This window comes from Sphingobacterium sp. 1.A.4, from assembly GCF_002734245.1.
GTDB classification, from domain to species: domain Bacteria; phylum Bacteroidota; class Bacteroidia; order Sphingobacteriales; family Sphingobacteriaceae; genus Sphingobacterium; species Sphingobacterium tenebrionis.
Genome location: NZ_PEAZ01000035.1, coordinates 1 through 24,291 on the forward strand (window position 1 = coordinate 1; position 24,291 = coordinate 24,291).

Below are 24,291 nucleotides of genomic sequence, written 5' to 3' on the forward strand. Positions count from 1 at the left end.
TTAATGAGCATCCTGGGATGGAAACTGGTCGTTCCCCCTCCTTTATACTGACGGATGATATGTTCCAGATCCAACTGGTCAACAACCTGGCTCACCAACCGAACAGGATGGTGCAAGGGGATACGGTCTAAAATATTCTCAGGAAAAAGACTAGGACTATTGGATGGAAGCGCTTTGAATTGTATGTTTGCCATATTGTTTTTTGGTTGCACCTTAAGATACAAAATCTTGAGGACAAAAAACAGAAAAACCCCGCCATTTTTTAATGACGGGGTTCTCTTTTAAGAGACCTTTTTAGACAGCCTCTTTGTCGTTTGGTAGGTTATTGCGAGGGTTTGCGTCATTGCGAGGAACTATCTCGTCATTGCGAGGAACGAAGCAATCTTTAGCCATGTCATGGTGAGCGTAGTCGAACCATCTGTTCGTATACCAGCGTACAGATCCTTCGACTACGCTCAGGATGACATAGGGCGCCGCATACCGAAAGATTGCTTCGTCGTGCCTCCTCGCAATGACGCAGGGTGCACGAAATGACGCGGAGGTACGCAATGACGCGGGGGTGCACTCAATGACGCAGAGCCAATGCAATGACGCCCCTACATCTGCACGTACATCACATACTTCGTATCAAAGAAATCCTCTTTAAAGAAATCCGAAATCTTATGCAATTCTGCCTTTACTCTTGCTTCCTTGATTTCTTCCTTCAAATCCCCGCCCTTCAAATATAAAATCCCATTTGGAATCCCATTCTTATCCTTTTTCTCAAACTTATTCCTTACCCAAGGAATAAAATCCCCCAATCTAGTCACCGCTCTCGAAACCACAAAATCATACTTATAATCCAATTCCTCCGCTCTCATATGATCTGCTTCCACGTTCGTTAGTCCCAAAGCCGCTGCTACTTCCCTTACCACCTTGATCTTCTTACCGATCGAATCCACCAAATGGAACTGCACTTCCGGAAATAAAATCGCCAAAGGAATCCCAGGAAATCCTCCGCCAGTACCCACGTCCAAAACCCTTGTCTTCGGTGCCAATTCCCCAACGAATTTCCCGATCGCCAACGAATGTAGCACATGCTTCAAATAAAGACTCTCTATATCCTTGCGGGAAACCACATTGATCTGGTCGTTCCAGAATGGATAAACCTCCGCCAATTTGGCAAACTGCTCTTTCTGTTTTTCCGTAAGCTTCGGAAAGTATTGGTAAATAATATCTACTGTTGGATTCACGATGAACAAATTAATTTTAAACGAATTACCTATCTATTTCCAGCTCTTCAATTTCTTATTCCTATTGAATAAACCATTAAAACAGATATAAAAATAATAATACAAATCTAATATAGGGAGCCAGACTAACAGGTCAGGCACATGAAGTTTTCTATAGATCGCCCGGAATACCAAAAGCTGGCAAAGCAATCGGATCAGGTAAGCCGCCAACGCCACATACCAGAAACTAGGCAATAAAATAACACTGACCAACAATAAACTATAAAATAGCACAGCACTGATCAATTGAATGCCCAACATGCTTTTATGACGGGCTTTGTACAATACGGATGCACCCGCATGCCTAGCCTTCTGTTTATAATAGCTTTTCCAGTTTGTCTTTGGTGCTGATTCCACAAAGGCATCCGGATAAATGGCAATCTCCACATTATTTCGATTGGCATTGGCATTCACAAAAAGATCATCATCCCCCGATTTGATGTGCATATGTGCATTGAACCCTTTTCCCTTGAAGAACAATTCCTTGCTATAGGCCAGGTTTCTACCAACGCCCATATAGGCATCACCCTTCAATGCATACGCCAAATAACTCATCGCCGTATGCGTGGTTTCAAATCGGATCAATTTATTCAGAAAACCGGGATATTTGAAATAAGGCGAATAACCTAACACCAATTCTTTTTTTCCTTGCAGGGCTCCAGCCATTTCTGCCAACCATTGCCGACTCATCGGCTTACAATCTGCATCTGTCATCAGCAGAAGGCCATGCTTGGCGGCCTTGATCCCCATGGTAAGTGCAAATTTCTTGCTATGCTTCAGCTGGATATGTTCCTTGATCTCCACTACCCGAAGATGGGCGTACCTGCTGGAAAATTCCTTCAATACCCATTTGGTCTCATCGCTGGAACAATCGTTCACCACAATGACCTCAAATTCCGGATATTCCTGCTCTAGAATACTTCCCAAATATTGTTGTAGGTTTTCCTGCTCGTTATGGGCACATATAATCACGGAGACCGCAGGTTTTTCAGTCGCCTCCTGATAGGATTTTACCTTATACCTAGAGAGCTTCCCATAAACAAACAGGATAAAATATAGCTGGAACAGCAACAGCAATAACAGCAGTCCATAAGGAATATGGAAGTAATTAAAGGAGATATCGAAATTAAATGGCATAAATTAGGGTCAAAGATACAGGTTCTCGACCTAAAATGTCTTTGGGATGTTAATAAATACTAATTAAATAGCGGAATTAGCATAGGCTCGAAATTTTATAGTATTTTTGCCGACGATTAAGGATAAATATGAAATTCACGCTTCAGGCACAAGATAAAAATTCAAGAGCAAGAGCCGGTGAGATCGAAACCGCGCACGGCACCATAAAAACCCCGATATTCATGCCTGTTGGTACAGCAGGAACCGTAAAAGCGGTACATCAACATGAACTGGTCAATGATATTCAAGCACAGATCATCTTAGGAAATACCTACCACCTGTACCTTCGTCCAGGTTTGGAGGTATTGAACAAAGCTGGTGGCTTGCATAAATTCATCAATTGGGACCGCCCGATCCTAACCGATTCGGGAGGTTATCAGGTGTATTCCCTCACCGAGGTTCGTAAAATCAAGGAAGAGGGGGTGACCTTCCGCTCGCATATCGATGGGTCGAAACATTTGTTCACTCCAGAGAATGTAATGGATACACAACGGGTGATCGGCGCTGATATTATCATGGCTTTTGATGAATGTACGCCTTATCCTTGCGATTATCGGTATGCCAGAAGATCTTTGGATATGACCCACCGTTGGTTAAAGCGTTGTTGCGATAGATTTGATAGTACCAAGCCACTATACGGCTATGAGCAGACCTTGTTCCCTATTGTTCAAGGGTCGGTTTATAAAGATCTACGTGAGAAATCGGCCGAAGTGATCGCCTCTTTCGAGCGGGAAGGAAATGCCATTGGTGGTCTTTCCGTAGGAGAACCAGCAGAGGAAATGTATGCCATGACCGAAGTGGTGACCAATATCCTACCAAAAGAAAAACCGAGGTATTTAATGGGCGTTGGTACGCCTGTGAATATTCTGGAAAACATCGCCTTGGGAATCGATATGTTCGACTGTGTGATGCCGACCAGAAATGCCCGTAATGGGATGTTGTTTACCCGTGAAGGAATCATCAACATCAAGAATGAGAAATGGAAGGATGATTTTACGCCGATCGAGGCGGAGAGTGATCTTTTGGTGGATCAGATCCATACCAAAGCCTATTTACGTCACTTGATCAGATCCCAAGAAATTTTAGGGGCACAGATTGCTTCCTTACATAATTTACATTTTTATCTTTGGTTGGTGAACGAAGCCCGCGAGCGAATCCTTGATGGCACGTTTTATGAATGGAAGAACAAAATGGTCGTGAAATTAGGCCAGAGATTATAAGCCAATTGGTATGAAAATTATCGATCGTTATATCATTAAAAAGTACCTTTCTACTTTTATATTCACGGTAGCCATCTTCTGTGTGGTTATCATCATATTTGATATTTCGGAGAAGATCGATGATTTCAATAAATACAAAGCACCGATGTCGAAGGTCTTCCTGCAGTATTATGCGCTAGGAAGTCTACCTTTCTTCATCAATATGCTGACCCCGCTCTTTAACTTTATTGCGGTAATCTTCTTTACCTCCAAAATGGCCGATCAAACCGAGATCGTGCCTATCCTCAGTGGAGGGATGAGCTTTAACCGGATGCTTCGCCCGTATCTGATCTGTTCCGGATTGATCTGTGCGATGACCCTGGTCTCCAATATTTACGTGATACCTTTTACCAACAAGGTCAAGGTAAATTTTGAAAATGTCTATGTGAAGCCGAATAAAGTGGAAGGAACTTCCACCTCAACCCACATGCAGATTGATTCGAATACCTATGTCTATATGGGTTCCTTTGATTATAAGGCCAAAGTGGGCTATAACTTTTCCTTGGAGAAGTTCGATGGCGACAAGATGATCGAGAAGATGATGGCCGAACGGATAACCTGGGATTCTACCAAGAATAAATGGAGTATTGCCTCTTTTACCACCCGCCATATCGATGGTCTGGCCGAAAGAATGGAGTCAGGTGATCAACGGGATACCACCTTGGATATGCGTCCGCAGGATTTTGAGGTCTATGAGAATATCTTCACGACCATGAGTCAAGAAGAATTGGAAACCCGAATAAGTAAAGAAGAGATTCGAGGAACAGGGATGATGAACGACCTGCTCCTGGAAAAATATAAACGTATCATCAATCCATTTTCTGCATTTATCCTAACGGTGATCGGGGTAGCACTTTCTTCCAAGAAAGTCCGGGGAGGTATTGGTTTGAGTTTGGGTATAGGGATAGGTTTGAGCTGTATCTATATCGTATTGGAAAGGTTTTCGAGTATGTTCTCCATCAAAGGAGGGTTGGATCCCTTGATCTCCATATTGATACCGAACGTTATATTCTTGTTCATCAGTTTTTATCTTTTAAAGAAGGCGCCTAAATAGGCCAAACCATGAAACTTGTTGTTAACCGCAATATTCTCATATTGCATTTTACGGTCCTTATCTGGGGTTTTACTGGGGTTCTCGGTGAATTGATCTCCGTTTCTGCACTGCACCTGGTTTGGTACCGGGTTTTGATTGCGGCGATTTCCCTTTATGTATTTTTCCTTTATAAAAAGAAAACCATTCGGGTTTCCAAAGAACAAATCTGGCAGTATCTTGGGGTGGGTGTGCTTGTTGGATTGCATTGGGTGCTCTTTTTCCATGCCATCAAAATCTCAAAGGTATCCGTCACCTTGGTGACGCTATCCTCAGTAACCTTATTTACCGCGATTTTGGAGCCGATCATCAATCGAAAGCGGATCGCCATTTCGGATGTGCTGGTAGGTCTGTTGATCATATTCGGGATATACCTTATCTTCAAATTTGAGTTCAAATATTTCTGGGGGATTGTCTTCGGGCTGTCCTGTGCCTTCTGTGCCAGTATTTTCTCGATATTGAATGCACGGATGGTAAAGAAAGCAAGTCCAAGCATCATTACCTTCTATGAAATGATCGGCGCGTTTTTGGTGGTCAGCGGTTTATTGTTGTATACCGGCCAGTTTGATTCCCAGATGATCCTGAGTCAAAAAGATCTCATGTATTTGTTGCTTCTTGGCGTGGTATGTACGGCTTTTGCCTATGTGTTAGGCGTTGCGGTCATGAAGGAACTGTCTGCTTTTACGGTGGCTCTGACCACTAACTTGGAGCCGGTTTATGGAATTATCCTCGCCTTGTTGATTTTTGGTCAACGCGAAGCCATGAGTACCGGCTTTTATTTTGGGGCAGTCATTATTTTGGGAGCAGTTTTTGTCTATCCCTATCTAAAAACTAAACTTATTGCGTAACTTTGCAATTTACATGATACCTGAAAAATGTTGCCGTGAGGTAACAATCAAATAATAAATATGGCAAATATTGTAGCAATTGTTGGAAGACCGAATGTCGGTAAATCCACATTATATAACCGTTTGACGGAGAGTCGGAAGGCGATCGTTGATGACTTTAGTGGCGTTACGCGCGACCGTCATTATGGCCAGGCGGAATGGGTAGGAAAGCGGTTCACCGTAATCGATACGGGTGGTTTCGTGCATGGCTCGGACGATGTGTTCGAAGCAGCGATCCGTGATCAGGTATTGATCGCTATCGATGAAGCTTCCGCTATCTTATTTGTGGTGGATGCCACAACAGGAATCACCGATTTGGATGATGAAATTGCCGATGTATTGAGACGGAGCAGCAAGCCTGTTTTTGTGGTTGCCAATAAGGTTGATAGTGCAAAGCAAACTCACGATACCCACGAATTCTATTCTTTGGGATTGGGTGAAGTCTATAATATTTCCTCCATGACCGGTTCGGGTACTGGAGAGTTATTGGATGAATTGGTAAAAGAGCTGGATGTAGAGGATGAGGAAGAAGAAGAATTGCCAAAATTCACCATCGTAGGTCGTCCGAATGTGGGTAAATCTTCCTTGACCAATGCTTTATTGGGTGAAGAGAGAAATATCGTAACTCCTATTGCCGGAACAACCCGCGATTCGATCCGTATTCATTATAACCAATTTGGGCATGAGTTCCTATTGGTAGATACAGCAGGTCTTCGCCGTAAATCAAAGGTCAACGAAGATATCGAGTTCTATTCGGTGATGCGTACCATCAAAGCCTTGGAAGATTCGGATGTCGTAATCTTGATGATCGACGCTAAGGATGGTATTGAGGCGCAGGATATTAATATCTTCCACTTGGCAGAAAAAAACAAAAAGGGTATTGTACTTTTGGTGAATAAATGGGACACAGTTGAGAAAGATCATAAAACGGCAAAGGCATTTGAAGATACCATCAAGAGCAAGATTGCACCTTTCACGGATGTTCCGATCATCTTTACTTCCGTAACGGAGAAACAACGTATTTTCAAAGCGGTGGAAACAGCGATGGAAGTCTATGAGAACAAAACCAAGAAAATCCCTACTTCGAAATTGAATGATGTGATGTTGGAGATCATTGAAAAATATCCACCTCCAGCAACAAAAGGAAAATATATTAAGATTAAATATGTAACGCAGTTGCCAGGCAGATCACCTATGTTTGCCTTCTTCTGTAACTTACCGCAATACATCAAAGATCCATACAAACGTTTTATTGAAAACAAATTGCGGGAGAACTTTGATTTCAGCGGTGTGCCGATCCAAATATTCTTTAGACAAAAATAATAGCAGCAACAATTCATTATGGAGCATAATCTTGTATTATACAATACCCTTACGCGCAAGAAAGAGAAATTTGTGCCTATTCATCCCAATTTGGTTGGTATGTATGTTTGTGGGCCCACTGTTTACAGTGATGTTCACTTAGGGAATTGTAGGACTTTTGTTTCCTTTGATTTGATCTTCCGTTATTTGGTCCATTTGGGCTATAAGGTACGTTATGTACGCAACATTACCGACGCCGGTCACCTGGAAGGAGACAATGACGAAGGGGATGATAAATTTGCTAAAAAGGCTAAATTGGAGAAATTGGAACCCATGGAGATTGTGCAAAAATATACCTTGGGTTTTCATGATGTGCTCCGCATGTTCAATACCATACCGCCAAGCATAGAGCCAACGGCTACTGGACATATTTCAGAACAGATAGAAATGGTTCAGGAAATCATGAAGAACGGCTTTGCCTATGAAGTGAATGGTACGGTATATTTTGACGTGGATAAATACGTTAAAGAATATAACTATACGATCTTGACCAACCGTAACCTGGAAGACATGCTGAACAATACCCGTGAACTGGGTGGGCAGGATGAGAAAAAGGGTAGGTTGGATTTCGCCCTATGGATCAAGGCTAAGCCAGAGCATATCATGCGTTGGCCATCGCCATGGGGTGTAGGCTTCCCTGGCTGGCATATTGAATGTTCGGCCATGAGCAGAAAGTATCTGGGTGATCAATTCGATATACACGGCGGTGGTATGGATTTGGCCGCAACCCATCATACCAATGAAATTGCGCAATCTGAAGCGTGTAACCATACTACACCTGCCAAATATTGGATGCATACCAATATGTTGACCGTCAATGGTGCAAGGATGTCCAAATCTGCAGGGAATGGCTTTCTTCCTGGGGAATTGTTCACCGGGAATCATCCTTTATTGAATAGGGGATACTCGCCAATGGCTGTTAGGTTCTTTATGCTGCAGGCCCATTACCGGAGTACATTGGATTTCTCCAATGAAGCTTTGGATGCTGCAGATAAAGGCTATAAACGATTGATGTCTGCTATTGCACTGTTGGATAAGATTGCGGTATCTGGAAAGTCCAATTTTGGAAATCTGGAGGAAATCAAAGCAAGATCTTATGCCGCGATGGACGATGACTTCAATAGCCCTGTACTGATTGCAGAGTTGTTTGAGGTGGTTCGTATCATCAATTCGCTTTACGATGGCAAATTGACGATCACAGCAGCCGACTTGGAAGCATTGAAAGGCTATGTGTCGGATTTTGTTTTCGATATTTTAGGCTTGAAAGATGATCAGGTTGGAGATGTGGACAATATGGATGATCTGATGCAGATCCTTATTGGAATCCGCAATGAAGCTAAGAAAAACAAAGATTTTGTGACTTCGGATAGTATCCGCGAGAAGCTTACGGAAATAGGTATTCAGCTCAAGGACAGCAAGGAAGGAACACTTTGGAATAAGATTTGATTAGATAGCAGAAATTATATCGAATGATCTATAAAAAAGGCTTATCAATACTAGCCGCTGCCTTGGTTTCCGTTTCTGCGTTCGCCCAGATGCCTGAGAAGGTTGGGGGATTGTTGAACGTGGATAAAACCGCAGCAAACATATCAAAATCGGAGGGTCCACATGCTGGATTCAAATATATGGTAGATAAACAGTCTAACTTTTATGTGCCCTCTCCTGTGAATGCCGTTAATTATTTGGATAATAGACCTAATATTCCCGATCTGTTGACCTGGGAACCTAATCTGGTTTTGGTATCCCGTAGTTTGGACTGGGGAGTGACCTCAGGCCCTATGGAATTTCAAAAAGTGGGGTCGCCGAAAAGATTTGGTCAATACCTTTCGGTATGGCGTAGGGATAAAAAAGGGAACTGGAAGATCCATTTACGTACAGAGGTTGATAACTTTGGAAAGAAAAAATCCGAAGGATTGGAATATTACGAACCGGATAGCAAGAATTACCTGAAACATCGCTCGGAGAAGAGATTACAACAGCGTGAGGAAGTCGTTTTCCAAACGGATGAGTTATTCTCTACGATCTTGAAAGCGGATACCAGAACAGGTTATAAAGAGTTCTTGGCGGATGATGCTCGTTTTTATTTTCCTTGGAAGGATGAGATTGAAGGAAGGGATAAGGTTCTAGACTTTTTGAAAAAGGACCGGATTGAGATCGATACAGAACCAACGGAGGTAGGACGTGCTTATAGTGGTGAGTTTGCTTATACGCTAGGAACGGCTACTGTAGGGATGAAGGATAAGGTGGTTAAGTTTAGTTATATCCGGATCTGGCAATTGAAAGATGATTTCAATTGGAAGGTTATTCTGGAAATGATGTGGGAAAGGTAGAAATTGGATTGTTTTAAAGCGTTGTGCTTTAAAACGTGATAGCTATAAAAAGTGATAACTATAAAGCGTCATTGGTATAAAGCGTCATTGCGAGGAGGTACGACGAAGCAATCTTTGGATTAGTGTCATCCTGAGCGAAGTCGAAGGATCTGTACGGGGTACCAAATGTAGATACTTCGACTTCGCTCAGCATGACAAACTGAAAGATTGCTTCGTTCCTCGCAATGACGGTAAAGTTCCTCGCAATGACGGTAGAGTTCCTCGCAATGACAGTAGAGTTCCTCGCAATGAGGCGTTTTTATCTAATGTCTATAATCTAATATCTAATATCTATAATCTAATATCTATAATCTTATATCTCACTGCTAATATCTCACTGCGCAGCAGTCACCGCTACATCCTCTAGATTACTCTTCGAAAAGATCTTCAGTTCATCACAAGAACCAAAATCCTCATTGATCTGAACAAAGGTAGTCTTTGTTTTCTTCTCAAACCACTCACTCATTTTACGGCGGGTTTTATCCTCTTGCGCATAAAACTGAATAGTTGCAAAATCCTGCTCTAAACTTGCGCGGTGTGGCGGAATACGAGTCTTCAAATAATTGAATTTATAACCTATCTTTCCAGTTCTTGGATCCTGGTATTGATAGGATTCTGTATATTCTCCAGGTTGGATCGGGTCAATAGCAACAAATACCTCTTTCTCCAAATTCTCAACGGCAATAATCGTCGAACGGTTTTCCGATCTAGGATCGATAACCATACCTCCTGTAAACTTCGTTTCTTTATTATCAGAATATCTAGATGCAGCTGCACTAAAGCTCATCTTACCTGTTTTAACCAAATTCATAACGGAATCTAACTTGGTTTTCGCACGATCTAAGCTTGCCTGAGTAGGCTGGGTAAGGATCAAGACATGGCGGACATTAACATCCTCTCCACGGCGTTGTAATACCTGCAAGAAGTGGAACCCATATTCCGTTTCGAATACCGGTGAGATCTCGCCCTCTTTTAATTTAAAAGCCATCGCGGAGAACTCCTTCACATAATTCGTTCTAGGCGCAAAACCTAATTCACCACCTCTTTTAGCAGATTCCTTATCTTCTGAATAAAAACGTGCTACTGTACCGAAATCTGTACCATCCAATACCTGTTGGCGGTATTTCTCTGCACGCTCCTTAAACACATTCTTCTCGTCCTTGGTCAATTCCGGTTCAATGGTGATCTCACCAATTTCCACCTGGGTACTGATGTTTGGAACTTCATTTTCTGCCAAGGATTCGAAATATTTTTTAACTTCCAATGGAGTAATCGTGATCTTTTGGATCAAGGAACGTTGGAATTTTTGTGCTTTTAATTGTTCCGCAACTACTGGACGCATTTCCTCCTTATACTGTAAGAGCGAACGTTTCAAGAAAGCCTCTACACGCTCCTGACCACCACCTTGAGCAATCATTCCACGCATACGGGAGTTTAGATCATCATCTACTTCTGATTCGGTTACTTCTACCGAGTCAATGGCCGCCTGTTGAGCCAATAACTTCGTGATGATCAACTGCTGTAAGAATCTACATTTGATATCCGCAGCAGGTTCCCCACGATTAAGCAGGTATTGGGCGTATTGAGCTTCTACCTCTGATTGTAGGATTACCCCCGAACCAACAGTAGCCACTACGCGATCAATAAGTTTTTCTTGTGCACTTACCTGTATGGAACATACCGTAAGTATTAATATTATAATCTTTGAAAGGTTTTTCATTCTATTTTAACGCGCTATTCCGATAGTCTTTTGGCAAAAATATTAAATATTATGCCTTTTTTAATACATTTACGAATGAAATAAAATAATAATCTATTTCAACCGCTTCTTAATTCCGCTAAAATAGCGAAACAGTCTTACAATAAACTCGATTTAACCATATTTAACAGATGATTAAAAGATATTTTTCAGTTGCATTAATCCTTATGACAGTGGTAGTTACAGAAATTAAAGCACAAAAAATTCCATTATATGTTGGAACTTATACGGAAAATGAAGGGAGTAAAGGGATTTATACTTTTTCCTTTGATACCGAAACAGCAGATGTAACGTTGTTGTCGGAGACGGAAACCCCTTCACCATCCTTTATTGCACGGAAAAATGAGCTTTTACTGGCTGTAAATGAATTGACCGATGGTAATCAATCGATATCGGCTTTTCAGATAGAAGGGGACAAGTTGAAATTCATCAATAAATTGCCCACAACAGGGTCAGCTTCCTGTCATGTATTGTTGGATCCCAAAGGTAAATATGCCATTGTCTCCAACTATTTAGGCGGAACATTGGATATCTATGGTATTGATTCTCAAAAGGGTTTATTAGGTCATGAAGGAAATGTAAAATTCGAAGGGTCAGGACCGAATAAAAAGCGCCAGGATGCACCACATATACATTCCACATTTTTTGGGAAAGACAATCATGTCTATGTTTCTGATTTAGGTTCGGATCAGATCTATGAATTCCAGGTACAGAAGAAAGAAGGAAAACATGCCTTGAATTTAGCATCGATCATTAAAACTCCTGCAGGTGCTGGACCACGCCATCTTGCCTTTCATCCGAAGAAGAAGATAATTTACGCCATTATGGAAATGACAGCTGATGTGCTGGTCTATGAAAAGGAAAATGATACTTGGGTCGAAAAACAACGATTGAACATGAATGCGGAAGGCTTTTCTGGAAACAGTGGAGCTGCGGATATCAAGGTTTCCAAGGATGGTCGATTTGTTTATGCGACGGATAGGGTGGATGCAAATAGCATTGCCAGCTTTAAGGTGCTTAGAGATGGAACATTGGAGAAAATCCAGGTACAATCCGTATTGGGCAAAGGGCCGAGAAACTTTAATTTTTCACCTGATGAAAAGTTTGTGCTGGTTGGAAACCAGATAAGTAATGAAGTGGTAATCTTCAAAAGGGATAAAAAAACAGGATTATTAACGGATTCTGGCAAACGCATCAATGCATTTAAACCCGTTTGTCTGATATTTTAATCCGTGGCATCATCCGAATGCGCGATGTTCTCTTTTGCATGGGGCTGTGCTTTCTCCGGATCACTTTCTAAACAATGTGTTTCCTTGTTGTACATCCCTTTAAGTTCATCGACCACCGTGCCTTTCCACAAAGGGGTGCCAGTAAAATAGGCCGCTTTGGCTATCATATGGGCCGCAATAGGGGCAGTTAGGATCAGGAAGAAAATAATGGCGATGGATTTGGTAGTCACCGAGACATCACCAGGGAACATAATAGCTGCACAGATCAACAATAACCCAACTCCTAAGGTGGAGGCTTTTACCGTGACGGATAGACGTAGGTAAAAATCAGGCATCCGAAGAACCCCGATGGAGGCGAATAGGATACTCAATGCACCTATGGTGCTTAATATGGCTAGAATAATATCAATCATCTTGTTGTTTTTCAATGTAATAAGAAAAGGCGATAGTGCCTAAGAAAGCGATCAGTGCCAATATGATCGCCACATCCAATAGCACATCCTGTTCCTGTCGGATGCTATAGACGGTGATGATCCCAATCCCGATGGTAATGATCAGGTCAAGTGCGATTACCCGATCCACCACAGTTGGTCCCTTGAATAATCGGATGAAAACCAAGAGCACCGAGATGGTCAATATCGGAAGAATCACAAAATCAAAATAGGCCTCTAAACTCATCGTAATAACTCTAATAATTTACGTTCAACTCCGGTTTTTAATGTTCGGATGAATTGTTCTTCATCCTTCAGGTACATCACATGGATATAAATAGCTTTTTTATCATCGCTGATATCAATGATCAAGGTGCCTGGCGTTAAGGAGATAAAAGTGGATAACAGGTTGATTTCAAAATCGGTGTTCGCATTGACCGGATAACGAACAATACCGGGTTTGAAAAAGTATTTTGGTGTTATCACATCGTATGCTACCTGGACATTTGCTTTGATCAATTCGTATAGGAAGAAAAAGAAGAAACTAATGATCTTGGGCACCCGATAGAAATAACGGACATCCGATTCGTTCCGATTCATGATCCATAACACGCCAAATCCCAGGAGGTATCCAAAGATAAAATTAGAATAGAGCATGGATCCCGTAAGAGCTACCCAAATAAAGGATAGCAACAGGTTCATTAGAAAAAACTTGATCATTGTTCAAAAACTTTATCGCCCAATACCGTGCGGATATACAGGCTGGTGTCCAACAATTCGTTCGTTATCTTATCCACCAATATGATGATGTTTTCTACATTCAGACCAATGTACAAAGTAACAGCACATAAGAGGAGGATAGGTAGTACCAATAGGATCTTTTTGAATGGTGGAAGATCCACAAATTTATCATCAACTTCTACGCCTTCAGGGGTGTCCTTCCAAAATACATCAGCCCACATTTTGGCTATGACATACATCGTTACTAAACTTCCTACAATTAAAGCAATGATGAAGAAATATTGTTTTTCTATAAAAGCTTCCTGGAAAAGGTAGATCTTTGGCCAAAAGCCTGATAATGGCGGAATACCCACCAGTGAAAATAAGACCAAGGCAATAATCAAGGAGATCAAGGGATAATTTTTATAAAGACCTCCTAATTTATTCATATCCATCGTTCCTCTGATCTGGCGGATGATCCCTGCAATCAGGAACATATTGGTCTTAACAATAATATCGTGGATCAAGTAGAGCACGGTTCCCATCAGCGCAATCTTGCTGAACATGGCAATACCACCGAGCATGAATCCGATATGACAGACGATCAAATAGGAGAACAACCTTCTAATATTGGTTTTGATCAATGCCCCAAAAGCTCCAGTCAGGATGGTCAAAACAGCCAGGACCATAAACAGGTTCCTGGTAAAATCATCGGGTATAAATATCAGACTGAATACACGTAGAATAGCATAGATACCGACTTTCGTCAATAGACCACCAAAGGTAGCTGCTACTGCGGAAGGTGGGGTATGGTAGGAGGAAGGTAGCCAATAATATAAGGGGAAGACGGCAGATTTGATACCAAATCCCATGATAAAGAATACCGAGGTGATCCCGACCAAAGCTTTATTATCAAATTCCCTGATCTTAAGGGAAAGGTCTGCCATGTTCAAGGAGCCGGTAATACCGTAAAGAATCCCGATACCTGTCAGGAAGAAGGTCGAGGCGAGAATATTCATTGCCATGTACTTTACAGCACCTTCTAATTGGGCTTTTCGGCCACCCAATGTCATCAGTACAAAGGAAGAAATGATAATAACCTCAAACCAGACATAGAGGTTGAAGATATCGCCAGTAAGGAATGCTCCGTTCAATCCCATTAAAAGGAAATGGAAGATCGGAAAGTAGCCATATAACATCCTTTGCCTATTCAGACCGATGGAAGAAAAGATGGAAACCGCAAAACCTGCAATGGAAGTAAGCAGGACCATGGTTACACTGAGCAGGTCGGCAACAAAGACGATTCCGAATGGTGCTTCCCAATTGGAGGCATTCATATGGAGCGGTCCTTCGTTATAGACCCTAGCAAACAACCGGATGGCAATCAGAAGTCCGATAAACGCGCCACCCACACTCAAAAAACGCTGAGATATTGTCTTCCGCCAAGCAATCAATTGAATGATGGCAGTGAACAAATGGATAAAAACAGGGGCTAAAATATGGTTATCGATCATATATCTTCTTCTTCCGGCGTGTTTAAATCATCCAAATCATCTGAATTGACCAATGCGTAGACACGTTTCAATAATACGATGGCAAATGCCGTTAATGCGAAACTGATAACAATCGCGGTGAGGATCAAGGCCTGCGGGATCGGATCAGCATAAATATCCTGAAAAACATTATGGTCAGCATCAATTACTGGTGGTTTTCCTTTCGTAATACTACCCAATAGGAAAATTAAAATGTTCGTTCCATTTCCTAGGAGCATGATCCCCAAGAGGAGCTTGACCATACTTCGCCGCAGGATGAGATAGACCCCCGCAGCATACAATAAACCCAAAACAGCAACAAGTAATAATTCCATATGATTAGTCCTTGGTTAATGAGATGGTGAACAATATGGTTAAAACCACGCCTACTACGACCAGGTAAACGCCTAGGTCAAAAAATAAGGCTGAGCCAATCATGCCAATTACAGGTATCTTTTCTTCCCACCAAAGACCGGTCATTGGTGGAAGGCCAAAAAAGGTTGGAAGCACTACACTTGTGGCAGAAATGCCCAATCCGATGGGTATCAAGGACAATGGTTTTCTTTTCAATATTTTCATGGTTGCTTCGGTACCATTGGCAAAGCTATGGAGCACGAAGGCGATGGATGCGACCAAGCCGCCCACAAATCCTCCTCCGGGATAATAATGGCCACGCAGGAGCAAAAAGAAGGAAAATAAGAGTAGGATAGGCAACAGATATCGTGTTGCGGTCTGTAAAATTATACTGCGCATATTTCTATTCTTTTTCTGATGATTTCAACCTTAATTTTAACAAACTATATACGCCTAAGGCTGCTATTCCAAGAACCACCGTTTCAAACATGGTATCTATACCCCGGAAGTCGGCAAGGATGAGGTTGACAACATTCTTTCCTTTGGCCAAGATATAGGCATTCTCCCCATAGAAATCACTGGTCTGTGTTTGGATAGGTTCGTATAATACCTTCAATGCAATAATGGATAAAATGGCTCCAAATCCTAAAGCAACCACGATATCGCGGTATTGCTGCTTAGCGGAGGCTAGATTCAGGAAGCCTGGAAGTTTATAGAGAACCAGTACAAACAATACGGTACTTAAGGTATCAATAGTAAATTGGGTCATGGCCAGATCCGGGGCACTGTAGAACACATACATCAAACAGATACAGTAACCAATGACACTCATGGAAACTACTGCAGTTAAGCGAGAAGGGGTGGATACAACGATCAATAATGCCCCAAGGAGGATGACTACCACTGCTACTTCATAGATAGTTAAAGGAGTCAGGTTGTCAAAATCAATTTGAATTGGCCCGCTCATCCATAATTTATAGATCAGCAATCCCTCAGCAAATAGAATGATCTTCAGGTGGTAAGAGCGTAGATAGCCGTTATGGAATTTGCCCGTATACCAAGTGGAAAAACGAATAATATCGTTACTGTATCTTGTTAAAATACTTTGGGAAGATATGGATTGGAATTTTTCTAAAAAGGAGACTTTCTTTTCACTTGGTTTATTAAATATATAGAGCAGGATCCCTAATCCTAGGGTTACTAGGCTTAGTATCAATACGGTATTAAAAGAACCGTGCCAGATGGCTAATTTCAAATCTGTTTCAGCGCCGAATATGCTGTTTGCAGTTGCCAGGCTCATCCATTTCCCAATAAAACCAGGAAACAACCCGAACAAAAGACCTAGGGTACCTAAGATTAATGGTGGAATCCACATGGATTTATAGGGTAAGTGTAGCTTGCTATATTCCTGAGGAAGTTCCCCAGCAAAGGGTTTCCATCCTGCCATAAATCCTGCCGCTACTAGGCAGGTATTGGTAATAACCGCTAGAATGGTCAAAATCAGCATTAGGTTGTCTTTGCTGTGTAAAGTGGCTTCATAGATGAGGTCCTTACCGATGAAACCAAAAGTTCCTGGTAGACCGGCACTACTTAAAGCTGCCAGTATACCTGCGATGGCTACCGGCATCAATACCTTTCTTAAGCCGGAAAGCTTGGTGATGTCCCTTGTACCAGTTTCATGATCGATAATCCCCGTTACTAAGAACAATGTTGCTTTATAAAGGGCATGGACTAAAATAAATACGGCAGCAGCTATAATAGCTTCCCGGCTTCCAACGCCTAAAAGGAATACCAGAATTCCCAATGCCGAGATAGTTGTATAAGCTAAAATAGATTTCAGATCGATCCGGAACAGGGAATGTATGGCCGCATAGAGCATGGTAAATCCCCCGACGATCATGAGTGGATAGGACCAGAGGTCAGTGCCCCCTAAGGCAGGAAAGAACCTCGCCAACAGGTAGATCCCCGCTTTTACCATGGTTGCGGAGTGCAGATAAGCGGAAACTGGTGTTGGGGCTTTCATCGCTACAGGCAACCAAAAATGGAAAGGGAACTGTGCGGATTTGGTAAATGCTCCTAAGAATATAAAAAGGAGGATCAATGGATAGAAATCACTGTTAATAATCCTATCCTTATATTCGATCAATTCCGAAATCTGATAAGTTCCAGCCACATTTCCAAGCAATACCAAACCTGCTAGGAGGAAAAATCCACCCATCCCGGTGATGGTCAGCGCTGTCATGGCGCTTTTCCTGGAATCCTTATTGTCGTTATTGAATCCGATCAGGAAAAAGGAACTGATACTGGTCAACTCCCAGAAAATAAATAAGAGCAGCATGTTATCCGAAAGGACCAATCCCATCATGGCGGTCATGAAAAGGAATAAATAACCGAAGAACCGATCAAAATAAGGATGTCCTTTGAGGTAGGTTCGCGCATAAAAGAAGATGCCGGTCCCTATTCCGGTAATCAGCAACATGAACAACATGGAGAGACCATCCAAACGGAAGTCAAAATTAACACCTAGTGTCGGGACCCATTCGATATGTTGGACAAAGGATGCTCCTGATGCAATTTTCGGGATAAATCCGAGGTAATAGGCAAATATTCCCGTTGGGATAAGCGGTAATAAAATACTCCATTTGGATTTGAGCCTGGATCCGAAAGGGATAAGCAAAATGGCGGAAAACAAACCAAGAAGTATAGTAAACAGCATGAACTAATTATTAGAAATTTATGGGAATTGGCTAAAAATAATAAAAAACTCGCATTTTTCGTCGTTAAATTACGGTTAAACTTGAAAAAAATGTAGTTTTCGTGTGGATTTATAATTAGCTTTATTTATCAATTACTAATCAACATGAATAAAAAACCTATCCTAATTTTGACTCTATTTTTAGGGTTTTTAATGTATAATTTTACGGCTTCAGCACAACAAGCTTATGTGAAACCAAAACTTAGTAACAAAGACTCTTGGTCTTTGGTTTTGATTCCCGATCCGCAATCCTATGTGAAATTTGAACGCAATGTTCCGCTGGTCAATTTAATGGCTGCTTGGATAAAAGAAAATGTAGGGCAATATCGCCAGCTACCCAATCTTTAGCTTATAAAACAGAGAAAAATCAAGAATTTGAGTTTGAATTGTAGTTCTTTTTATACTTTTGGGTTTACCAAGCTATATTATGAAGAAATTAATTTTATCTCGTTTATTTGTTTTTGCCGTTTTATCGTTAGTTAGCCTGCAATCATTAGTTGCTCAGGATATTTCCAAGGATAGTTTATCCAAACATGTACATTATCTTGCTTCGGAAGAATTGGAGGGAAGAGGTTTGGGCACTGCCGGAAAGGATAAAGCGACCAAATTTATAGTAGAACAGTTCAGATCGGCAGGTTTACAGCCATATCAAGGGGGTTTTTTACAGGATTTTGAATTGACTTTTAGTCTTGCGAAGGTTAAGGCGCATAATGTATGGGGATTTGTAGAAGGGTCGGATCCTCAATTAAAATCAGAAATGATCGTGTTAGGAGCTCATTATGATCATCTGGGCTATAAAAAGGATCGTAAAGTTTGGTATCCTGGTGCTGATGATAACGCTTCTGGTGTAGCGACGGTAATTGAATTAGCGAAATATTTTGGAGAGGATGTCAATAGACCGAAACGAAGCATTTTGTTTATTGCCTTTGATGCGGAGGAATCGGGTCTTTTAGGTGCGAAACATTTTGTGGATAAGTTGAGTGCTGAAGAGCGCAAGAAAATTAAGGCAATGTTCAGTTTTGATATGGTGGGAATGTTGAGTAAGAATAAGGGCTTGGTGTTAAAGGGTGTTCGGACATTGGGAGATGGCGTGGAATTGGCCAAACAAGAAGCAAAAGGATTAAACCTGTTAAACCTTTCAGATAAAATTGAGGAGCGAACGGATACAGAACCTTTTGGGTCAGTAGGAATTCCGGCTATCCATGTTTTCACGGGATTGAAATCTCCTTATCATAAGCCTGAGGATAAAGCGGAATTATTGGATTATGATGGGATGAAGGAAATTGCTGATTTTTCAGCTCGATTTGTTGGAGCACTGGCTAATCAGCAGGAGGAACTTGTTGCTACCAAGAAGATGCAGAGGTTGCAGGAAAATCCGAAAAGTATTGGAAAACCAGTGACTTTAGCAGGAATGTTCCAGTTGAATTCGGGAAAGCATCTGTATGATGATGAGTTTTATGATGCAAAATCGGATATTGGCTTTAGCCTTGGTCTGCAAATGGAGTATCGGTTCAAGAAATTGTGGGCGGTTGATTTAGGAGGATATTTTAATAATAATGCGAGTCGGTCGGCAGAAGGTAGGTTTGAGAGGAATTCATTGATGGTTCCGATGAATCTTAAATTTGGAAGTAATGTGGTTATTTCTGCGGGGCCGTATTATAAATATCATTTTAATGGTAAGAATGGGAATACGGATTTGGATTTTGAAAATACGTTTAGAAGGGATGAGTGGGGGTATTCGCTAGGTGTGGCTGTGGAGGTGATGAATTATCATGTAGGATGGATAAGTAGAAGATCTTTTCACTCGATATATTCGAATGGGCCAAAGGTGATTCCAATTGAAAATGGGGTTTCTTTGGGGTGGAGGTTTTAACTTGTTTTTTGGAAGATGCTGTCCTTGAGAAGGGTTAATAACGTCATTGCGAGGTGTGTATTACGTCATTGCGAGGCACGAAGCAATCTTCAAAAATGTCATGCTGAGCGTAGTCGAATCATCTGTTCGTTGGTAACCGTACAGATCCTTCGACTCCGCTCAGGATGACAAATAGAGGGCTATGCAATGACGGGGAAACCCGCAATAATGATGAAACCCACAATAATGATGAAATATGCAATGCTGGGGTAAACCGGCAATAACAATGGCTCCCTATTTATTTCATCTCCTTGGAGCCTTCAATAATCGCTTCCACAACAGTAGGGTCCTGCAAGGTTGAAGTATCACCTAAAGATCCCAATTCGCCTTCCGCGATTTTTCTCAAAATCCTACGCATAATCTTCCCAGACCTTGTCTTAGGCAATTCAGTCACGAACTGAATAATATCGGGCTTAGCGATCGCACCAATAATCCTTGTCACCGTCTGTAAAATATCCTGACGTGTTTTCTCAGCATCGATATGATGGTTCGCAATCACATAAGCATAGATGCCCTGTCCTTTTACAGGATGCGGATAACCAACAATAGCTGATTCCACCACATCTGCGTGCATATTGATCGCATTTTCCACTTCAGCAGTTCCGATACGGTGTCCAGAGACATTCAATACATCATCTACACGACCTGTAATTCGGTAATAACCTTCCGGACTTCTATAACAACCATCACCTGTAAAATACATATCCTCATATGTAGAGAAATAAGTCTGTCTACAGCGTTCATGGTCGCCCCAAGTTGTACGCAGCATACCTGGCCAAGGGAATTTGATACAAAGGTTTCCAGAAACATCGTTTCCTTCAATCTCTTCTCCGTTCTCATCCATCAAACAAGGTTGAACGCCTGGCAATGGTAACATGGCATATCCCGGGATCTCCGGTGTAATACCCGCAATCGGCGTAATCAAATGACCACCATTTTCTGTCTGCCACCAGGTATCCACAATCGGACAATTTCCTTTTCCCACTTTATCGTGGTACCAATTCCAAGCTTCCTCATTGATTGGCTCACCCACGGTACCTAACACTCTTAAAGAAGAAAGGTCCTTATTCTCCACATATTCATCTCCAAAAGCCATCAACGAACGGATCGCTGTAGGAGCGGTATATAAGATGTTAACTTTGTATTTTTCTACGATATCCCAGAAACGGCTAGCATCAGGATAGGTTGGAATTCCCTCAAACATCAAAGAGGTAGCTCCTTGAGATAATGGTCCATATACGATGTAACTATGGCCAGTAATCCAACCAATATCAGCTGTACAGAAATACACTTCTCCAGGTTGGTATTGGAAAGTATTGGCAAAGGTATAGCCGGTATAGACCATATAACCGGCAGTACTATGCACTACACCTTTAGGTTTTCCGGTCGAACCGGAGGTATATAGGATAAATAAGGTATCCTCGGCATCCATTTCTTCTGCTGGGCAAGCCGGATTTCCTTGAGTCTCCACTTTCTTGATCTCATCTTCCCACCAAACATCACGACCTTTGATCATGGAAATAGGCGTACGCGTACGGGTAAGTACAATCACTTTTTCTACCGATTTACATTGCATCAAGGCATCATCAACAATGGTTTTAAGTTCCAGGATTTTCTTTCCACGGAAACCACCATCCGAAGTGATCACCAATTTACATTCCGCATCATTGATCCTGTCTGCAATGGACTGCGCCGAGAAACCACCAAAAACCACCGAGTGGATGGCACCTATTCGAGCACAGGCAAGAACAGCAATCACCAATTCAGGAACCATCGGCAAGTAGATACAAACCCGGTCGCCTTTTCGGATGTTGTTGTTCTTTAATACATTGGAGAATTGTTCTACCTTCTGTAATAATTGTTTATAAGAAAGCACACGATGCGCCTCATGTGGATCATTTGGCTCCCAAATAATAGCAGGCTTATCACCCAACTGGTAAATATGACGGTCTAAACAGTTTTCGGTAATGTTCAGCTTACCTCCTTCAAACCACTTAATATCCGGCTCCTTGAAATTCCAGTTTAATACATTGGTCCATTTTCTTTTCCAAAAGAAATTCTCCGCAATGCCTCCCCAGAATTGCTCCGGATTTTCTACACTCTCTTTGTAAGCTTTTTGATACTCCTCAAAAGATTTAATTTGAAAACTCATCTTTCTAAAATAAAATTATAGGTCTATATGTTTATTTGCTAGGGAAATTATTTAATTCGGTCAATTAGTTATTAGATGCCGTTAAATAGCCTCTCAGCAGAGCTAATTTAATTTTTTTTAATATGTTTTACTAATTTTTCCTGTCTTGATTGAATAAATTGCATTTTTGTTTAGGTTTTATTGTGGAAATTTTAAAGAGGATATATTATTTTTTGGTGCATACCAACCTGCTCATTGCTTTGGCTGCAATAGCCCAATGCGCCTTGACTTACATGATCCTCCAACTCCCGATAAATCCTTCCATCTTAATTGTCGAGGGAACCACCACCTTATTGTTGTACAATTTGAGTTTGTATTTATCCTTACCTCGGGATACTGAAAAATCACCCTATTTACGAACGCGCTGGATAGGAAGGAATATGCCTGTTTTTTGGGTATTAAGTTTATTAGCCTTTATTGTTTGTCTGTTTGCATTATGGCAACTGCATCTTATCACTTGGGTATTTCTTGGTGTCATCGGGTTGATCAGCATTGCTTACGCTGTTCCGCTCGTCAAATTCAAAGGTAAGAGACTTGGTTTGAGGCAGGTTCCAGGTTTAAAGGTATTCTATATTGCGGTAATATGGTCGCTGAGCAGCGTGGGATTGCCCGTCCTTGAATTATATGCAAATGGTGAGGCGATCGATTGGTATATGGCCAATTACCTGGGCATCGTTAAGATTCTATTTCTGCTGCTCTGTACCCTGCCCTTTGATATCCGAGATTATGAGCAGGATGTACAATATAATCTGAAAACCTTGCCCATTCTGTTGGGAAAAAGGAAAGCGATAGGTTTATCCTATGCTATGGGCGTAATCCATATTCTCTTGATCTATTTTTCACCTTATTCAGATCCTGTTAAAATGGGAATGGTTTTAACCAGTTTGCTTGTACTGTTTCTTTTTAAATCTCTCATTTTCACAACAAAAAAACATTACCACCATGTTTACCTCTTGGATTTAGCTTTGATTGTACAGTGGTTGATCGTATGGATCTGCTTATCGTGGAAGTAGTACCTAGCCTAATTTTCTACTTTTATCTGTTTTTTAAAAAGGCAATAATCTTTTCACCAAGGAAGGAGGAAAGCTTCTCATAGCTTTCAAAGGTCCAACCGGCCACATGCGGACTCAACAAAACATTGTCCCTGCTGATCAGATCTGCATACCATTCCTGTTCCGCTAAAGCTGGAAATTTTTCGAATGGGAGTACATCAAAGGCTGCTCCAAGAATCTTTCCATTGTCGAGATTCTTTAAGACCGCAGGCACTTTTGCGATTCCTCCTCGGGCGCCCATCAAAAAAAAGATGGGTTTGCGGAAATGGAAAAGATATTCCTCATCCACCATGCCTCTTGTTTCGCGGGTCAATGGGATGTGGAAACTTAATACATCGGCTTGTTTTACCACTTCTTCCATGGAAACCTCACGCGCATATTGATCCGAAAAGCCAGTTTTGTATTTATCGTAAGCAATAACATTAACCTCAAAACCGGATAGCTTCTTGGCCATGGCCTGGCCGTTATTCCCATAACCGATCAATGCAACAGTCCGACCTTTGAGCTCATAACCTCTGTTTTCTTCCCTTTTCCAGAAACCCTTTCTCACTTCCTTATCTCCCCGATTCAGGTTATTCATCAGGCTCAATAACATGCCGATCATATGTTCGCCCACTGCATCGCGGTTTCCTTCATTAGCAGAAAAGAGGAATATTCCTTTAGAAGCGGCATATTCTTCATCGATATTGTCCATCCCAGCTCCAGCTCTTCCAATAAATTCCAGCTTCTTCCCCAAATCGATGAAAGCCTGGTCAACTTGGAATTTTGATCGGATGATAAGTCCTGAATAGTTCCCTATTATTTTTTCTGCCTCTTCACGTTGGATATCAGGTTGATAATCATAAGCAATGTTCTCCTTCTTGAACTGGTCAAGAATAACCTCATGTAAATCATCGACAATTAATATACTCATGAAAAATGGAATTAAATTTCAACTATTTA

The 24,291-nt window shown here is 41.5% G+C and carries 22 protein-coding genes and 1 pseudogene; 10 read left to right on the top strand and 13 right to left on the bottom strand.

The window, feature by feature from the left end; genetic code table 11:
* The 3 genes and pseudogenes from CRJ00_RS03465 to CRJ00_RS03475 all read right to left on the bottom strand — a co-directional run.
* Positions 1 to 194, bottom strand: a pseudogene (locus CRJ00_RS03465) (IS5/IS1182 family transposase); the annotation flags it as partial.
* Positions 195 to 596: 402 nt separating this feature from the next.
* Entirely contained in the window at positions 597 to 1,232 is a 636-nt protein-coding gene (rsmG, locus tag CRJ00_RS03470) for a 16S rRNA (guanine(527)-N(7))-methyltransferase RsmG (RefSeq protein ID WP_099365493.1), read from the bottom strand.
* A gap of 33 nt (positions 1,233 to 1,265) precedes the next feature.
* Entirely contained in the window at positions 1,266 to 2,408 is a 1,143-nt protein-coding gene (locus CRJ00_RS03475; protein ID WP_099365494.1) for a glycosyltransferase, read from the bottom strand.
* Positions 2,409 to 2,536: 128 nt separating this feature from the next.
* On the opposite strand from CRJ00_RS03475, the gene tgt reads away from it, so the two are divergent.
* From tgt to CRJ00_RS03505, 6 genes are read left to right on the top strand one after another with little or no spacing between them, the layout of a single operon-like run.
* Positions 2,537 to 3,667: a tRNA guanosine(34) transglycosylase Tgt gene (tgt, locus tag CRJ00_RS03480; protein ID WP_099365495.1), complete on the top strand. Its 1,131-nt coding sequence runs from the start codon at positions 2,537 to 2,539 to the stop codon at positions 3,665 to 3,667.
* A gap of 10 nt (positions 3,668 to 3,677) precedes the next feature.
* Positions 3,678 to 4,760 carry an LptF/LptG family permease gene (locus CRJ00_RS03485; protein ID WP_099365496.1) on the top strand — a complete coding sequence of 361 codons (1,083 nt, stop codon included), beginning with the start codon at positions 3,678 to 3,680 and terminating at the stop codon, positions 4,758 to 4,760.
* An 8-nt stretch (positions 4,761 to 4,768) separates the two neighbouring features.
* Entirely contained in the window at positions 4,769 to 5,644 is an 876-nt protein-coding gene (locus CRJ00_RS03490; RefSeq protein ID WP_099365497.1) for a DMT family transporter, read from the top strand.
* A gap of 60 nt (positions 5,645 to 5,704) precedes the next feature.
* A complete protein-coding gene (gene der / locus CRJ00_RS03495; RefSeq protein WP_099365498.1) occupies positions 5,705 to 7,006 on the top strand; it encodes a ribosome biogenesis GTPase Der in 1,302 nt (433 codons plus the stop codon).
* A gap of 18 nt (positions 7,007 to 7,024) precedes the next feature.
* Complete coding sequence (cysS, locus tag CRJ00_RS03500; RefSeq protein WP_099365499.1) at positions 7,025 to 8,491, top strand: cysteine--tRNA ligase; 1,467 nt, start codon at positions 7,025 to 7,027, stop codon at positions 8,489 to 8,491.
* A gap of 23 nt (positions 8,492 to 8,514) precedes the next feature.
* Positions 8,515 to 9,375 carry a DUF4440 domain-containing protein gene (locus tag CRJ00_RS03505; protein ID WP_099365500.1) on the top strand — a complete coding sequence of 287 codons (861 nt, stop codon included), beginning with the start codon at positions 8,515 to 8,517 and terminating at the stop codon, positions 9,373 to 9,375.
* Between the two features lie 373 nt (positions 9,376 to 9,748).
* On the opposite strand, the gene CRJ00_RS03510 is transcribed toward CRJ00_RS03505, so the two are convergent.
* Positions 9,749 to 11,134, bottom strand: a complete 1,386-nt coding sequence (locus tag CRJ00_RS03510) for a peptidylprolyl isomerase (protein ID WP_099365501.1) — start codon at positions 11,132 to 11,134, stop codon at positions 9,749 to 9,751.
* Positions 11,135 to 11,340: 206 nt separating this feature from the next.
* On the opposite strand from CRJ00_RS03510, the gene CRJ00_RS03515 reads away from it, so the two are divergent.
* A complete protein-coding gene (locus CRJ00_RS03515; protein WP_180268415.1) occupies positions 11,341 to 12,402 on the top strand; it encodes a lactonase family protein in 1,062 nt (353 codons plus the stop codon).
* Here CRJ00_RS03515 and mnhG read toward each other — a convergent pair.
* From mnhG to CRJ00_RS03550, 7 genes are read right to left on the bottom strand one after another with little or no spacing between them, the layout of a single operon-like run.
* Complete coding sequence (gene mnhG / locus CRJ00_RS03520; protein ID WP_099365503.1) at positions 12,399 to 12,815, bottom strand: monovalent cation/H(+) antiporter subunit G; 417 nt, start codon at positions 12,813 to 12,815, stop codon at positions 12,399 to 12,401. The genes CRJ00_RS03515 and mnhG overlap by 4 nt on opposite strands.
* Positions 12,808 to 13,080, bottom strand: a complete 273-nt coding sequence (locus CRJ00_RS03525) for a monovalent cation/H+ antiporter complex subunit F (RefSeq protein WP_099365504.1) — start codon at positions 13,078 to 13,080, stop codon at positions 12,808 to 12,810. Before CRJ00_RS03525 ends, mnhG begins: the two co-directional genes overlap by 8 nt.
* Complete coding sequence (locus CRJ00_RS03530) at positions 13,077 to 13,553, bottom strand: Na+/H+ antiporter subunit E (protein ID WP_099365505.1); 477 nt, start codon at positions 13,551 to 13,553, stop codon at positions 13,077 to 13,079. Before CRJ00_RS03530 ends, CRJ00_RS03525 begins: the two co-directional genes overlap by 4 nt.
* Entirely contained in the window at positions 13,550 to 15,067 is a 1,518-nt protein-coding gene (locus tag CRJ00_RS03535) for a proton-conducting transporter transmembrane domain-containing protein (RefSeq protein WP_099365506.1), read from the bottom strand. Before CRJ00_RS03535 ends, CRJ00_RS03530 begins: the two co-directional genes overlap by 4 nt.
* A complete protein-coding gene (locus CRJ00_RS03540; protein WP_099365507.1) occupies positions 15,064 to 15,420 on the bottom strand; it encodes a Na+/H+ antiporter subunit C in 357 nt (118 codons plus the stop codon). Before CRJ00_RS03540 ends, CRJ00_RS03535 begins: the two co-directional genes overlap by 4 nt.
* Before the next feature lie 4 nt (positions 15,421 to 15,424).
* Positions 15,425 to 15,838, bottom strand: coding sequence for a Na+/H+ antiporter subunit B (locus tag CRJ00_RS03545; RefSeq protein ID WP_099365508.1), 414 nt, complete (start codon positions 15,836 to 15,838; stop codon positions 15,425 to 15,427).
* A gap of 4 nt (positions 15,839 to 15,842) precedes the next feature.
* A complete protein-coding gene (locus CRJ00_RS03550; RefSeq protein WP_099365509.1) occupies positions 15,843 to 18,155 on the bottom strand; it encodes a putative monovalent cation/H+ antiporter subunit A in 2,313 nt (770 codons plus the stop codon).
* A 144-nt stretch (positions 18,156 to 18,299) separates the two neighbouring features.
* Here CRJ00_RS03550 and CRJ00_RS03555 point away from each other — a divergent pair, with 144 nt between their 5' ends.
* Positions 18,300 to 18,542, top strand: a complete 243-nt coding sequence (locus CRJ00_RS03555; RefSeq protein ID WP_099365510.1) for a hypothetical protein — start codon at positions 18,300 to 18,302, stop codon at positions 18,540 to 18,542.
* A gap of 79 nt (positions 18,543 to 18,621) precedes the next feature.
* A complete protein-coding gene (locus CRJ00_RS03560) occupies positions 18,622 to 20,067 on the top strand; it encodes a M20/M25/M40 family metallo-hydrolase (RefSeq protein ID WP_099365511.1) in 1,446 nt (481 codons plus the stop codon).
* 277 nt (positions 20,068 to 20,344) lie between these two features.
* Here CRJ00_RS03560 and acs read toward each other — a convergent pair whose 3' ends face one another.
* On the bottom strand, positions 20,345 to 22,258 hold the full coding sequence (gene acs / locus CRJ00_RS03565; protein WP_099365512.1) for an acetate--CoA ligase: 1,914 nt from the start codon (positions 22,256 to 22,258) through the stop codon (positions 20,345 to 20,347).
* 182 nt (positions 22,259 to 22,440) lie between these two features.
* Here acs and CRJ00_RS03570 point away from each other — a divergent pair, with 182 nt between their 5' ends.
* Positions 22,441 to 23,310, top strand: a complete 870-nt coding sequence (locus tag CRJ00_RS03570; RefSeq protein ID WP_144038091.1) for a UbiA family prenyltransferase — start codon at positions 22,441 to 22,443, stop codon at positions 23,308 to 23,310.
* A 22-nt stretch (positions 23,311 to 23,332) separates the two neighbouring features.
* Here CRJ00_RS03570 and CRJ00_RS03575 read toward each other — a convergent pair whose 3' ends face one another.
* Positions 23,333 to 24,262, bottom strand: a complete 930-nt coding sequence (locus CRJ00_RS03575; RefSeq protein WP_099365514.1) for an NAD(P)-dependent oxidoreductase — start codon at positions 24,260 to 24,262, stop codon at positions 23,333 to 23,335.
* Between the last annotated feature and the right edge of the window lie 29 nt (positions 24,263 to 24,291).

Coding starts and splice junctions, on each gene's coding strand:
- CRJ00_RS03475 (WP_099365494.1), bottom strand. CDS start 2,408: ATGCCATTTAATTTCGATATCTCCTTTAATTACTTCCATATTCCTTAT.
- tgt (WP_099365495.1), top strand. CDS start 2,537: ATGAAATTCACGCTTCAGGCACAAGATAAAAATTCAAGAGCAAGAGCC.
- CRJ00_RS03485 (WP_099365496.1), top strand. CDS start 3,678: ATGAAAATTATCGATCGTTATATCATTAAAAAGTACCTTTCTACTTTT.
- CRJ00_RS03490 (WP_099365497.1), top strand. CDS start 4,769: ATGAAACTTGTTGTTAACCGCAATATTCTCATATTGCATTTTACGGTC.
- der (WP_099365498.1), top strand. CDS start 5,705: ATGGCAAATATTGTAGCAATTGTTGGAAGACCGAATGTCGGTAAATCC.
- cysS (WP_099365499.1), top strand. CDS start 7,025: ATGGAGCATAATCTTGTATTATACAATACCCTTACGCGCAAGAAAGAG.
- CRJ00_RS03505 (WP_099365500.1), top strand. CDS start 8,515: ATGATCTATAAAAAAGGCTTATCAATACTAGCCGCTGCCTTGGTTTCC.
- CRJ00_RS03510 (WP_099365501.1), bottom strand. CDS start 11,134: ATGAAAAACCTTTCAAAGATTATAATATTAATACTTACGGTATGTTCC.
- CRJ00_RS03515 (WP_180268415.1), top strand. CDS start 11,341: ATGACAGTGGTAGTTACAGAAATTAAAGCACAAAAAATTCCATTATAT.
- mnhG (WP_099365503.1), bottom strand. CDS start 12,815: ATGATTGATATTATTCTAGCCATATTAAGCACCATAGGTGCATTGAGT.
- CRJ00_RS03525 (WP_099365504.1), bottom strand. CDS start 13,080: ATGAGTTTAGAGGCCTATTTTGATTTTGTGATTCTTCCGATATTGACC.
- CRJ00_RS03530 (WP_099365505.1), bottom strand. CDS start 13,553: ATGATCAAGTTTTTTCTAATGAACCTGTTGCTATCCTTTATTTGGGTA.
- CRJ00_RS03535 (WP_099365506.1), bottom strand. CDS start 15,067: ATGATCGATAACCATATTTTAGCCCCTGTTTTTATCCATTTGTTCACT.
- CRJ00_RS03540 (WP_099365507.1), bottom strand. CDS start 15,420: ATGGAATTATTACTTGTTGCTGTTTTGGGTTTATTGTATGCTGCGGGG.
- CRJ00_RS03545 (WP_099365508.1), bottom strand. CDS start 15,838: ATGCGCAGTATAATTTTACAGACCGCAACACGATATCTGTTGCCTATC.
- CRJ00_RS03550 (WP_099365509.1), bottom strand. CDS start 18,155: ATGCTGTTTACTATACTTCTTGGTTTGTTTTCCGCCATTTTGCTTATC.
- CRJ00_RS03555 (WP_099365510.1), top strand. CDS start 18,300: ATGAATAAAAAACCTATCCTAATTTTGACTCTATTTTTAGGGTTTTTA.
- CRJ00_RS03560 (WP_099365511.1), top strand. CDS start 18,622: ATGAAGAAATTAATTTTATCTCGTTTATTTGTTTTTGCCGTTTTATCG.
- acs (WP_099365512.1), bottom strand. CDS start 22,258: ATGAGTTTTCAAATTAAATCTTTTGAGGAGTATCAAAAAGCTTACAAA.
- CRJ00_RS03575 (WP_099365514.1), bottom strand. CDS start 24,262: ATGAGTATATTAATTGTCGATGATTTACATGAGGTTATTCTTGACCAG.